Source organism: Flavobacterium sp. GSP6 (assembly GCF_003984855.1).
Taxonomy (GTDB): Bacteria; Bacteroidota; Bacteroidia; order Flavobacteriales; family Flavobacteriaceae; genus Flavobacterium.
In genome coordinates this window covers 247154-260892 of the sequence record NZ_RYDO01000001.1, presented here as the reverse complement: position 1 = coordinate 260892, position 13739 = coordinate 247154, and the positions used below count along the sequence as shown (strand labels likewise).

Here is a 13739-nt window from a genome sequence, read left to right as displayed (position 1 = left end):
GTTTAAATGTGATATTTATCATTTTTATTTGTATTAAAATGTGTATTTTTGCAATCTTAATTCAATCTAAATAAGATTTGCAAACAACGATAAATTCTCTCAAAAAAGGCGAAAAGGCCATTATAAAAGACTTTGACATTGATACAGTTCCATTAAAATTATTGGAAATGGGTTGCTTACCGGGCAATCTGGTAGAATTACTTCAAATTGCTCCTTTTGGCGATCCTTTATATTTAAACATCAATGGTTCACACGTTGCTATCCGATTGGAAACTGCCCGTGAGATTGAAGTTGAAATACTAAAAACCAATTTATAATGACCAATCAAAATATCAATGTTGCTTTAATTGGAAATCCTAACACCGGAAAAACCTCTGTTTTTAATCAATTGACGGGTTTGAATCAACAAGTAGGGAATTACCCTGGAATTACCGTTGAAAAAAAGATGGGTTTTTGCAAATTACCCAATAACATCAAGGCTAATATCTTGGATTTACCGGGAACCTACAGCCTAAATGCCAGTTCGATTGATGAAAACGTTGTCATTGAATTATTACTGAATAAAAACGATAAATTATACCCTGATGTAGCCCTTGTAGTTACGGATGTGGAGAATCTAAAACGAAATTTATTACTTTTTACCCAAATAAAAGACCTTGAAATTCCAACCATATTAGTCATCAACATGGCCGATAGAATGAAATTCAAAGGAATTACGCTGGATATTCCGTATCTTGAAGCGCACTTAAAAACAAAAATTGCGCTGATCAGTTCGAGAAAAGGTTTTGGAATTGATGAACTAAAAAAATTGATAGTCAACTACAAATCCCTTTCGAATGAACCCTGCTTGAATGCCTCAAGCATTGATCCGGAATATTTTAATACTTTAAGAAAAACATTTCCCAACCAGCTCTTGTATAAATTATGGCTGGTCATTACTCAAGACGTCAATTTCCTGAATTTAGACCGAAATGAAATCCGAAATTCATTTACTAAATCGCATTCGGATCTAAAGCGTTTGCAACAAAAAGAAACCATAAAACGCTACCAATTCATCAATGACGTCTTGAAAACAGGATTAAAAGTCGATGAGACAATTGCTAAAGATTTTCGCAGCAAACTGGATCGCGTCCTGACTCACAAGATTTGGGGTTATGTGATTTTCTTCATGATTTTGTTTGTTATTTTTCAATCTATTTTCGAATGGTCTAAAATTCCAATGGATTTCATTGACGGTACCTTTGCTACAATAAGCGCTCTTGCTGCCGAGCAATTACCGGCCGGCGTTTTAACCAATCTAATTTCGCAGGGAATAATTCCTGGAATTGGAGGTATTTTGATCTTCATCCCTCAAATTGCTTTCCTATTTATGTTTATTTCAATTCTTGAAGAAAGCGGTTACATGAGCCGAGTTGTTTTCCTGATGGATAAAATTATGCGTAAATTTGGATTATCAGGGAAAAGTGTAGTCCCACTTATTTCCGGTACGGCCTGTGCGATTCCGGCAATTATGGCAACCCGAAACATTGAAAACTGGAAAGAACGATTGATCACCATCCTGGTCACCCCATTCACGACCTGCTCCGCCAGATTACCTGTTTATGCCATAATCATTGCTCTGGTAATTCCGGATACTCGTGTTTTGGGTTTTCTGAACATGCAAGGAATGACCTTGATGCTGTTGTATCTTTTGGGTTTTGGAACGGCTATTTTTTCAGCGTACATTTTGAATAAAATCCTTAAAATAAAAGGAAAAACATACTTTGTGGTAGAAATGCCCAATTATAAATTACCGCTTTTCAAAAACGTAGGTATTAATGTGATCGAAAAAACAAAAGCCTTTGTTTTTGGTGCCGGAAAAATCATACTGGCTATTTCTATAGTTTTATGGTTCTTAGCTTCGTACGGACCAGGAGAAAAATTCAATGATGCAGAAACCATTGTCACTGAAAACACCAAAAATAATCCGTTGCCTGAAGCTGAATTTGAGAATGCAGTGGCCTCCCAAAAACTGGAAAACTCTTATATCGGAATCATGGGAAAAGCCATTGAACCTGCTATTTCTCCTCTGGGTTACGACTGGAAAATAGGAATTGCCATCATCAGTTCCTTTGCCGCCAGGGAGGTTTTTGTGGGAACATTAGCCACTATTTACAGTGTGGGTGGTAGCGATAATGAAGTCACTATTAAAAATAAAATGGCTGCCGAGATTAATCCGGTTACCGGAGAAAAGGTTTTTAATTTTGCTTCCGGAATATCACTATTACTTTTTTATGCTTTTGCTTTGCAATGCGCCAGTACACTCGCCGTTACTAAAAAAGAAACCAATTCCTGGAAATGGCCGGCAGGACAATTGATCTTTATGTCCGGATTTGCGTATGTTGTTGCTTTAATTGCATACCAAATTTTAAAGTAATCACACACTACAATGGTTTTAAAATCACTCGTATGAGTGTGAGTGAAAAAAGCTAAAATTTAAAAAAATTAAAATGCAGATCTTAGCCTTTTACCGTGCGATTTGATTACTTATTAAATAACTCCAAGTTGGACAAACAATTTGCGAATTAGCAGCAAAAGAAATTAAGAAGATCAAGCAAAATAGGATAAAGCACTTGGTTATACATGCTTTTAAGACTCATAAATTTAATTCCTTTATGAGAACTAAGTAATAGGAACGATATATTGTCACATATTATAATGTCAAACCTTCAATAAAGACTGAGGTTGAGTTAAAAACAAATACGACATTATTTTAATCTCATTACTTATATGTCAACAAAAGTTAAAATGTCAAATTTTTATTATTTTTAATTTGTCTAAATAAGATTTAGGTTCTACATTTGCAGTGTAGAATTAATCTAAATAAAAATGAAAAATATTATAATTATCGGCTCGCTATTAATTACGTCCGTTTTGTTTGCACAAGAAAAGGAACTTACAAAAACTCAAAAAGATAGTATTGAAAGTTTAAACGAAGTTATTATTACCACCGATGCGATCATTGGAAGTAAATTTAAAGCCAAAAATAAAGCCGGATCAACATATTTTATCTCTCCAAAAGAATTAAAAACCTTTAATTATGATGATGTTTCCAGGATTCTAAGAACCGTTCCCGGCATCAATATTCAGGAAGAAGAAGGGTTTGGACTCCGCCCAAATATTGGTATGAGAGGAACCAGCCCAGATCGTTCGAGTAAAATTACACTAATGGAGGATGGCGTTCTAATAGCACCTGCTCCTTATGCCGCTCCTGCCGCGTATTATTTCCCAACAGTAAACAGAATGCAGTCTTTCGAAATTGTAAAAGGAGGAAGTCAAATACAATACGGTCCTTATACTACCGGCGGCGCCATCAATATGGTTTCTACTCAAATCCCAAATCGTTTCAAAGCCCGAGTTGTAGCCAGCATTGGTAGTTTCAATACCAAAAAAACATACGTAAATATTGGAGATGAACGCAAAAATTTTGGTTACGTTTTAGAATACAACAACCGAAATTCAGACGGATTTAAAAAAATAGACAACAGTTCTAAAAACACCGGTTTTCAGGGAAATGATTATGTTGCTAAATTTAGAATTAATACGGATCTCGATGCCAAAATCTTTCAATCCTTAACCGCTAAAGTCCAGTTTGGCGAAGATTTTGCCAATGAAACTTACCTTGGTTTGACCGAAGACGATTACAACAAGAGTCCTTACAGAAGGTATGCCGGATCAAATGAAGATTATCTTGATACGGAGCACAAACAAATCATGTTGACCCATTTTATTCAACCCTCAAAAAATTTCAACATCACCACAAAGGCCTACAAGAATGATTTTGCCAGAAATTGGTATAAACTTGATGCCTTAAAACTTGGAACTACAAAAGTAGGAATCAATTCTATATTAATTGATCCAATAAAGTATAATGCGGAATATTTAGCTTTAACAGGAGCTAATAACACTGCTGATAATGCTTTATTAGTTAAAGCCAACAATCGGATGTACGAGGCCAAAGGAATCCAATCAGTAGCCAATTATAATTTTGCAACAGGAGCGCTGAAACACGATTTTGATTTTGGATTTCGCTACCACGAAGATTATGAAGATCGCTTTCAATGGGTTGACGGATACGCCATACAAAATGGAGTGATGAATAGAACTTCAAACGGAACTCCAGGCACAGATGCAAATAGGATTACCTACGCCGAAGCAATTGCCGCTCATGTGCTTTATACGATTACCTATGACAAATTTACGTTCTCGCCAGGAGTCCGATATGAAAATATCAATTTAGAATCGATTAATTACGGGAGCAACGATATTACAAGAACCGGTACAAATATCGTAAATGCAAATAACCGTTCTGATGTTTGGATACCGGGAATGGGAATTCTGTATAAAATAAATGAAGATTACAATGTGTTTACGAGTGTTCACAAAGGGTTTTCTCCTCCGGGCGCTAAAGTTGGAGAAGATGCCGAAAACAGTATCAACTCAGAACTGGGTTTTCGCTTTCAAAAAAATGCCTTTTACGGAGAATTGATTGGCTATTACAATGATTTTTCTAATTTACAAGGTTCGGATAACATGTCCGGTGGCGGAACTGGAACTGGAGATTTATTCAATGCAGGTGCAGCAATCGTAAAGGGAATTGAATTTTTGGCCACGTATGAAATCCTGAAAAATTCAGAAAAAGGATATAAACTACCGCTTAGCTTTTCCTATACTTTGACGGATACGAAATTAAATAGTGACTTTAACAGCCCAATATGGGGAAATGTAACACGTGGAGATGAGATTCCGTACATCGCCAAAAATCAATTTGCTCTGACTGCCGCTTTCGAAACAGAAAAATTCAATTTGGCCATCAGTGGAAAATATGTAGATGCGTTTAGAACATTGGCAGGAACGGGAACTATTCCGTCCCAAAACAAAGTAAACAATAATTTTATTGTAGATTTCTCAGCAAGATACCACCTTAGTCAAAAAGTGAGCCTGATGTCGAATATCATTAATTTAATGAATGAAAAGTATGCCGTTTCAAGAGTTCCTGCAGGATTAAGACCCGGAATGCCTTTTAACATCAATTTTGGAATTATGGCACAGTTGTAAAAAACTTTCTCATTAGTTTAACTCAAAAAAGCAACCTCTTTTGGTTGCTTTTTCTTATTTTTACAATATGGATATTCAAGAAATTTTAGCTTTTTTTGCCCTTGGAATAGCACTTGCTTTTTTGATTAAAAAATTCTTCCTCAAAAAGAAAAAATCAGATAAAAATTGTGGCAGTGGTGGTGATTGCGGCTGCCATTAAAATTTTATTTCGTATTTAAACGTTAAAAAAGAGCCCATGTAAAATGTTTGGTAGTAGTCTGAACTATCTTAAAAAACAATAAGTCTGTGCTTTCTTTAAAATATAAAAAAAGTACGATACTTTAATAGAATGAATTTTTAGACTCAATATCAACTGTTTACGTTTGTATGTTTTAGAAAATGTTTTCAAATTTGAACTTGTATCTAATTTGACTTTGAACATGATTTTAGTTTTATCCCTACAAAAATTGAAATTATGGTACTATTATGAATTAGTAATCCGTATGCGATTAGACCATCATAATTTTAACAAAAATCTGATATTTAAGTTATATATATTTAATCCCAATGAAAATATTTTTCATTTTGCTATAGTGATATGCAGTCATTCAGTAGTGATATAAAAAGTTATTTTAAATACCCAATTTTCACATAGTATTCACTCGGGTTGATTTTGACACCTTCTTTTGGATACGGAAGAACACTATAGTTTTTTATGTTTTTTTGCTTTTTAGGCAAATATTTAGAAAACCACTCTTTATTTTCTTTTTCGTTTTTCATCGAAAAAACCAATATCTTGTTTTCAATTAATTTTGAATCTTTGTAAACAGAAACGACTCCCGAAACTTCCCCTTCCCAAATACAAGTAACCCCTTCCGGACAACGGGAATCAGAAGAAATCGATTTTAGAACCAACTGAAATCCTTTTTGATTGGGGCATATTTTCTGATGTATTGTACTGTATTTGACCTTTTGGGATTTTGGGATTTGCGCCAAAACTGCACTGCTGATAATCATACAAAGGAATACTACTGACTTTTTCATAAACGCGGTTTAAAAGATAAAGCTACGCTTCTTTTTAATAACAAATGGCAAAAATTAAAAACCCTATCCCAAAGCCACATCCAGAACCATCATCACTATAAATCCGCCAACAAATCCCAGTGTGGCAATATCGGTATTTTTATCCTGTTGCGTTTCCGGTATCACTTCTTCCACAACTACAAAAATCATTGCGCCTGCTGCAAAAGCCAAAGCGTACGGTAAAATTGGGGTAAAAAACGTGACTGCAAAAGCGCCTAAAACAGCAGCAACAGGTTCTACCAAAGCTGATGATTGTCCGTACATAAAGCTTTTTCTTCTACTCATTCCCATACGCCGCAACGGCATGGCCACGGCAATACCTTCGGGGAAATTCTGAATTCCAATACCAATGGCCAAGGTAACAGCTCCCGCAATGGAAGCCTCCGGAATCCCGGCAGCCACTCCCCCAAAAAGAACCCCTACGGCCAATCCTTCAGGTATATTGTGCAGTGTAATTGCCGAAACCAGTAATGTAGTACGCTGCCAAGGCGATTTAATTCCCTCCGTAACTTTAAAATTAATGTGAAGATGTGGCAATACTTTATCAATCCCAAAAATAAACAAGGCACCAAGAAAAAAACCAAAAGCTGCGGGAATCACTTTTTGAAAACCTTCGCCGCCGGTCATTTCTATAGCTGGAGCCAATAAACTCCAAAAACTTGCAGCAACCATTACGCCCCCGGTAAATCCGAGCATTCCGTCCAGTACCGTCCGGTTCATGGTTTTAAACAAAAAAACAAACGAGGCTCCTAAAGCCGTAAGAAACCAAGTGAATAAACTCGCATACAAAGCGGCTAATATTGGGTCGATACTCGTAAAATAATCTACTACAGATTGAAACATAATTATTTGATGTATATATTACTGGCTATTTTATTTGAAACCGTTATTTCTTTTGTTCCAACCCGAATTCTCAAAGAGGAATCAAAACTTTCCTTTTCGATAATTTCAATTTGGGAACCCAAAGCGATTTCTTGTTTGTCTAAATATTTTAAAAAATCAGAAGATGTATCTTTGACACCCACACAAATCCCGATTTGGTTTTTCTCGAATTCAGAAAGCAGTTGTTTGTCTACTTTTATAATTCTTCCGTTAGCATCCGGAATCGGATCTCCATGTGGATCTTCAGTGGGATTTCCCAGAAAATCATCTAACTTATTGATGAGTTTTTCAGATTTGATGTGTTCCAATTGTTCCGCAAGATCATGCACTTCATCCCATGAAAAATCTAATTTTTCAACTAAAAAAGTTTCCCAAAGCCGGTGCTTTCGAACAATCATTTTAGCGGCTAATTGTCCCTGATCAGTAAGGGAAACACCTTGGTATTTGATGTAGTTGACTAACTCTTTTTCGGCGAGTTTCTTGAGCATATCGGTAACGGATGACGCCTTGATTTCTATTTTTTCGGCAATCGCATTGGTGCTGATATCCACCTCTGAAACAGCCGTAAGGTGGTAAATGGTCTTGAGATAATTTTCTTCTGAAAAGGTCATGCTATGTTTTTTGAATACTCTTTTTAAATTTTAATACAAATCAATTTATTGATTTCTTCTTGAAGACTTCTCACTAAACCAATTAAGTTATTGATACAAATGTAATTAAAAAATTGGTTTTGCAAAATATAATTTTTAGTTTTGCCTAAATTTAATTTAAGCATTGTGAAAAAATTATGTTCATTATTAGTTTTCCTTATGTTTCACTTTGGCTACAGCCAAGAAAAAACAAATCTTTCTGGATTTATTTCATCAGAAAAAAAAGGGGTTTCGGAGGCTCGAGTTTTTTTAATTGGAACAAAATACGCCACCCAAACGGATAGTTTAGGAAATTACAGTATAGCGAATATTGCTGAAGGGAATTACAAAATACAAATTGTTGCAGAAGGTTTTCAAACTTTAAAAAAGAATATAACGGTCAAAATTAATGAAAACACTATTCTGGATTTGGAACTTTCAAATAATGAAAACCAACTTAACGAAGTTGTGGTTTCCGGAACTTTAAAACCCGTAAAAAGACTGGAAAGTCCCGTTCCTGTCGAGGTTTATTCCCCAATATTTTTCAAGAAAAATCCAACGGCCAGTATTTATGAAGCATTACAGAATGTAAATGGTGTTAGACCACAGCTTAATTGTGGCGTTTGCAATACGGGCGACATTCATATTAATGGGCTTGAAGGTCCGTATACTTTAGTTCTAATTGACGGAATGCCCATCGTGAGCAGTTTATCCACGGTGTACGGATTATCTGGAATTCCGAATTCACTGGTCGAACGAATTGAAATCGTAAAAGGTCCCGCTTCGTCTTTATACGGTAGTGAGGCGGTTGGAGGTTTGATTAATATTATTACCAAAAATCCAACAAACGCTCCCCTATTCTCCGCAGATGTGTTTTCTACTTCTTGGTTGGAAACTAATGTTGATTTAGGAGTAAAACTCAATGTTGGACAGAAAGCTACGGCACTTCTAGGTTTAAATTATTTTAGCTACAATCAAAAAATAGACAACGATGGCGACAATTTTACCGATGTTACCCTTTCAGACCGAATTTCCCTTTTTCAAAAATGGACTTTCAACAGAAAAGAAAACCGTTTGTTCACTATTGCGGCGCGTGGGGTTTATGAAGACCGTTTTGGCGGCGATGTGCGTTGGGAGAAAAAACACCGTGGCGGAGACGAGATCTATGGCGAAAGCATTTATACAAAACGAGCGGAACTAATAGGAAGTTACCAATTGCCTTTTCAGGAAAAACTAATGCTTTCCTTTTCAGGAAATGTACATTTTCAAGACAGTCGCTACGGGACAACCAGTTATATTGCCAATCAAAAAATTGGTTTTGTACAACTAACTTGGGACAAGAAAACAGGGAGGAATGATTTACTAACCGGAATTGCTACCCGATACAATTATTACGATGACAATACACCGGCAACATTAAAACAGGGAAATAACAATCCCGAGAAAACCTGGCTGCCGGGAATTTTTGTTCAGGACGAAATTACATTTACCGAAAAACACAAGATACTCTTGGGACTGCGTTACGATTACAACTCGTTTCACGGAAGTATCTTGACGCCAAGAATTGCCTATAAATGGAAATTGAACGATAATAATATTATTCGACTGAACGCCGGAACCGGTTTTAGAGTCGTAAATCTATTCACCGAAGATCATGCTGCCTTGACTGGCGCTCGCGAAGTTATAATTGCAAACAACCTAAAGCCCGAGCAATCGATAAACGCCAATTTGAATTATATTAAGAAAATAAATTTTGATAACGGAACCTTTATTGGCATTGAAACTTCCTTTTTCCATACCAGATTCAGTAATAAAATTGTTTCGGATTATGTTACTGATCCCAACCAAATCATTTATGACAACATCAATGGTTATGCGATAAGTCAAGGAATCAGTATGAATGTCGATTTCAATTTTCCTAATGGATTAAAAATTATCACCGGTGCTTCTTTGTTAGACAACAAAAACGTTCAAAATGGCCTAAAAGAAACACCTTTTCTAACCGAAAAATTTACAGCAACTTGGAGTGTTTCCTATAAAATTCAAGCTATCGATTTAAATATTGATTACACCGGAAATCTATACAGCCCTATGCGACTCCCACTTTTAAGCGCTTTAGATCCCCGTGCTCCAGAATCACCTTGGTACAGTTTGCAAAACATTCAATGCACGTATTCTGGTTTAAAAGCTTTTGAATTCTATGCCGGAATTAAAAACCTGTTGAACTTTTTGCCTAAACAAAATAATCCGTTTTTAATTGCACGAACAAATGATCCATTTGATAAAAATGTAACGTACGACACAAGCGGACAAGCGCAGGCCACTCCCCAAAATCCCTATGGACTAACCTTTGACACGACGTATGTATATGGACCGAACCAAGGAATCAGAAGTTTTTTCGGAATCCGATATACCTTGAGATAATGAGAAAAAAACTTTTCATACTGTTGCTTTTATGCTGTGCGATTCCCGCTGGATTTGCGCAGTTGCATTCGGTTTCGTTTGAACAAATTGACAGTTTGCAAAATAACAAAAAGAGAAAAACGATAGTTTTTATTCAAACCGATTGGTGCCAATTTTGTCATGCCATGAAAAACACCACTTTTAAAAACAAGGAAATTATTACCCAGCTCAATTCTAATTTCTATTTTATTGATTTTAATGCCGAGGAAAAGCGAACGGTTATTTTTAACAAAACTAGTTTTCAATTCCGACCCACGGGAAACAACTCCGGAATACATGAACTGGCCCTCGCATTAGGAACAGTCAACAAGCAACTGAACTTTCCTGTTTTGTGTGTTTTGAACAGTGAAAATGAGATTATTTTTCAGCACTACGGCTACTTAAACCCAAAAGAATTTAAGCTGATTTTAGCCAAACTAAAAGAATAAAATTGTCTATTTTTGATGGAAATGTCAAATTCTCAAATGAAACACTTCGATTACATCTTTACCGGCGCAGGATTATCGGCTTTGATGACCGTGTATAAAATGGTCCAATCTGGTAAATTCCGAGATAAAAGTATTTTGTTATTGGATGAAAATACCAAAAAAACCAACGACAGAACCTGGTGTTTTTGGAAAACTAGTGATTCGGTTTGGGAACAATCCATTTCCAAGAAATGGGATTCGGCTTTGTTTGCCAATGCAGATTTTCACCGGGATTTAGACCTGAAACCCTACCGCTACAATATGGTTAAAGGGCTGGATTTCTATAATCGGGTATTTGATCTGCTTTCAAAACAAGAAAACATCACGTTCATCAACCAGAAAGTTTTGGAAATCAAAGAATCCGAAACCATAATTATGGTACAAACCGAAAGCGAATCCTTTTCATGCTCGAAATTGTTTAATAGTATTTACAACAAACAAAAAGCAGCAAGCCAGACCAAATATCCTTTGCTGCAGCAGCATTTTATTGGTTGGTTTATCAAAAGTGAACAGCCTGTTTTCAATCCCGATCAAGCTACTTTCATGGATTTTTCAGTGGAACAAAAAGGGAATACCCGTTTTATGTATGTGTTGCCCACTTCCAAAACTGAAGCTTTACTGGAATACACCTTGTTTTCGCACCACCATTTGAAGACCGAAGAATACGAAAACGAAATCCAGCAATACATCGAAAAACTTGGGATTACAAACTATGAAATCGTCGAAAAAGAGCAAGGTAGCATTCCTATGACGTGTTATCCTTTTTGGAAAGCGAATACTAAAAACGTAATCAATATAGGAACTTCTGGTGGTTGGACGAAAGCTAGTACGGGCTATACTTTCAAAAATTCGGATAAAAAATCAACAGAATTGGTTGCCTTTCTACAAAGGGAAACCGACTTTACTAAGTTTCATAAAAGCACTAAATTCTGGTTTTACGATTTACTTCTGTTAGACATCTTAGACCGAAAAAATGAATTGGGTTCTTCTATCTTTTCTTCGATGTTCAAAAAAGGAAATCCAACTTTGATTTTTAAATTTCTGGATGAGGAAACTTCTTTTATTGAGGACATTACCGTTATTCTAAAATGTCCCAAAATGCTATTTATAAAAGCTATTTTTCATGTGGCTTCAAAAGCAACTAAATAGAAATCAAACTATAACAAAACTTTATAATTCAACTCCTATACTTGATTGTAAACTTTGTAACTTTGCAATTCAAAATTAGTATTGATTTAAAATAAAAAAAATATGTATCCACAAGAAATGGTAAAACCAATGCAAGAGGAATTAACCGCTGCAGGTTTTCAAGATTTACATAGTGCTGAAGCAGTAGAAAACGCAATGAAATTAGAAGGAACAACGCTTGTAGTTGTAAATTCGGTTTGTGGTTGTGCTGCCAGAAACGCACGTCCCGGGGCAAAAATGAGTTTGGATGGCGCTAAGAAACCAAACCATTTAATCACTGTTTTCGCAGGAGTTGACAAAGATGCAGTTGATGCCGCAAGACAACACATGTTCCCTTTTCCTCCATCATCGCCAAGTATGGCTTTGTTCAAAAACGGAGAATTAGTGCACATGCTAGAGCGTCACCACATTGAAGGTCGCCCAGCAGAACTAATTGCTGAAAACTTGAAAGACGCATTTAACGAGTATTGCTAAAAATTCTATTATAGAATACATTAACCCTTTCAGAGTTTTAAACTCTGAAAGGGTTTTTTATTTATAAATTAGATGAACTTTGTACGATTTTTTTATTTGGAGCTTTTTCCAGCTATTAGTTACAATCTTTTTTTCCGCTAAAAAGCGGATAAAAAAGGATTTTTACTACTATCTGGGCTAGAAAAATTTAGGATAGAAAAAGAGGTGTATCTTTGATAAGATTAAATAGTTAGGCCAATGTTAATCAATAATATTAAAAAACGACAAAAAATAAATTATGAAATATTACAAACAGCTATTCTCAATTTTCACTATTCTCTTACTTTTGACAAATAATGCATTTTCTCAAAAAAGAAAAATAGTTAAAATTGACTCTCTAATGAAATGGTCAAACCAAATTGGAGTTTTTAATGGAAATGTACTTGTTTCAAAAAATAATAAAATATTATACAACGCTTCATTCGGATTTACTGATGCAACAAAAACCAATAAATTAACTACCAATTATAGATTCAATATTGGCTCTATCACAAAAGAATTTAGTGCAGTTGCTTTACTGCAGTTACAAGAACAAGGCAAATTAAAATTGACCGATAAGATTTCTAAATTCATTCCGGAATTACAAAAATGGGCAAATGAAGTTTCAATTATAGATTTATTGCAATATACAAGTGGGATACCTAATGTCAAATGGGCGGGGATTAAAAATGATAAAGATATTTTTGATGGTTTAAAATTAATCAACTCACTTGACTTTAAACCAAGAACAAATTACGATTATAACAACAATAATGTTTTTTTAAGACACTTTATTGTTGAACGATTAACTGGAATGTCTTATAAAACTTATGTAGAAAAATTCATCTTCAAACCTTGTAAAATGAATTTTTCTATTATGACACCTTTTGAAAATGTAGAAAACATAGCTAAAGGATTTAATAATAATTTAGTTTCGGACAAAACCGACTTACCAATAACCGGTGGTACTTACTTAACAACCTTTGATTTACTGAAATGGGCAAATTGTCTTCATTCAAAAAAAATAATCAATAAAAAATCACTTTACGAAATAGGTCAACAATTTGATTTGCAAGAAACTCAATCCGCTTTGGGAAAAGCAAAATTTAAAGGCGAAAATTTAATTGAGCATTTACATGATGGAAGATCCGGGAATTATGAAGCAATTTTAGTTTCGGATATTGATGAGAAATTTACAGTAATTCTATTAAACAACAACTTTAACGGAAAAGTTTTTGAAATATCAGATGCGATTATAGCAATACTGAAAGACCAAAAATATAGCCTTCCAAAAAATTAATTGAAAAATAATCGATTCCCCGCACCCGCACGAATCCTTTCGTTTGGCTCATAGCGATAATTACGATTTTGGAAAACTAAACATTCTATTTGTCACTAATGTCCTAGCCCAGATGGAAACGGCATCCTGTTGTGGCGGGGTTCGCCACAACAGATATAG

At 35.2% G+C, this 13739-nt stretch carries 12 protein-coding genes; 9 read left to right on the top strand and 3 right to left on the bottom strand.

The window, feature by feature from the left end; translation table 11 throughout:
- Positions 1 to 77 precede the first annotated feature (77 nt).
- The 4 genes from EKM03_RS01180 to EKM03_RS01165 all read left to right on the top strand — a co-directional run bounded on the left by EKM03_RS01180 (position 78) and on the right by EKM03_RS01165 (position 5296).
- Entirely contained in the window at positions 78 to 317 is a 240-nt protein-coding gene (locus tag EKM03_RS01180; protein ID WP_126457695.1) for a FeoA family protein, read from the top strand.
- The gene (gene feoB, locus EKM03_RS01175; protein WP_126457696.1) at positions 317 to 2416 is read left to right on the top strand and encodes a ferrous iron transport protein B; all 2100 of its coding nucleotides are present in this window, start codon (positions 317 to 319) and stop codon (positions 2414 to 2416) included. Before EKM03_RS01180 ends, feoB begins: the two co-directional genes overlap by 1 nt.
- A gap of 452 nt (positions 2417 to 2868) precedes the next feature.
- Complete coding sequence (locus tag EKM03_RS01170) at positions 2869 to 5097, top strand: TonB-dependent receptor domain-containing protein (RefSeq protein WP_126457697.1); 2229 nt, start codon at positions 2869 to 2871, stop codon at positions 5095 to 5097.
- 67 nt (positions 5098 to 5164) lie between these two features.
- Entirely contained in the window at positions 5165 to 5296 is a 132-nt protein-coding gene (locus EKM03_RS01165) for a FeoB-associated Cys-rich membrane protein (protein WP_126457698.1), read from the top strand.
- A 407-nt stretch (positions 5297 to 5703) separates the two neighbouring features.
- Here the strand turns inward: EKM03_RS01165 and EKM03_RS01160 are convergent, their stop codons facing one another.
- The 3 genes from EKM03_RS01160 to EKM03_RS01150 form a co-directional block, all read right to left on the bottom strand.
- The gene (locus tag EKM03_RS01160) at positions 5704 to 6120 is read right to left on the bottom strand and encodes a hypothetical protein (RefSeq protein WP_126457699.1); all 417 of its coding nucleotides are present in this window, start codon (positions 6118 to 6120) and stop codon (positions 5704 to 5706) included.
- A 63-nt stretch (positions 6121 to 6183) separates the two neighbouring features.
- Positions 6184 to 7002: a ZIP family metal transporter gene (locus EKM03_RS01155; RefSeq protein WP_126457700.1), complete on the bottom strand. Its 819-nt coding sequence runs from the start codon at positions 7000 to 7002 to the stop codon at positions 6184 to 6186.
- A gap of 2 nt (positions 7003 to 7004) precedes the next feature.
- On the bottom strand, positions 7005 to 7652 hold the full coding sequence (locus EKM03_RS01150; protein WP_126457701.1) for a metal-dependent transcriptional regulator: 648 nt from the start codon (positions 7650 to 7652) through the stop codon (positions 7005 to 7007).
- A 198-nt stretch (positions 7653 to 7850) separates the two neighbouring features.
- Between EKM03_RS01150 and EKM03_RS01145 the strand changes: the two genes are divergently transcribed.
- The 5 genes from EKM03_RS01145 (at position 7851) to EKM03_RS01125 (ending at position 13580) form a co-directional block, all read left to right on the top strand.
- Complete coding sequence (locus EKM03_RS01145) at positions 7851 to 10094, top strand: TonB-dependent receptor (RefSeq protein ID WP_126739796.1); 2244 nt, start codon at positions 7851 to 7853, stop codon at positions 10092 to 10094.
- Positions 10094 to 10561, top strand: coding sequence for a thioredoxin family protein (locus tag EKM03_RS01140; RefSeq protein WP_126739734.1), 468 nt, complete (start codon positions 10094 to 10096; stop codon positions 10559 to 10561). The genes EKM03_RS01145 and EKM03_RS01140 overlap by 1 nt, the downstream gene beginning before the upstream one ends.
- 36 nt (positions 10562 to 10597) lie before the next feature.
- Positions 10598 to 11749 carry a lycopene cyclase family protein gene (locus tag EKM03_RS01135; protein ID WP_126739733.1) on the top strand — a complete coding sequence of 384 codons (1152 nt, stop codon included), beginning with the start codon at positions 10598 to 10600 and terminating at the stop codon, positions 11747 to 11749.
- A gap of 102 nt (positions 11750 to 11851) precedes the next feature.
- On the top strand, positions 11852 to 12262 hold the full coding sequence (locus EKM03_RS01130; RefSeq protein WP_126739732.1) for a BrxA/BrxB family bacilliredoxin: 411 nt from the start codon (positions 11852 to 11854) through the stop codon (positions 12260 to 12262).
- A 379-nt stretch (positions 12263 to 12641) separates the two neighbouring features.
- Positions 12642 to 13580: a serine hydrolase gene (locus tag EKM03_RS01125; protein ID WP_233584041.1), complete on the top strand. Its 939-nt coding sequence runs from the start codon at positions 12642 to 12644 to the stop codon at positions 13578 to 13580.
- Positions 13581 to 13739: the final 159 nt, after the last annotated feature.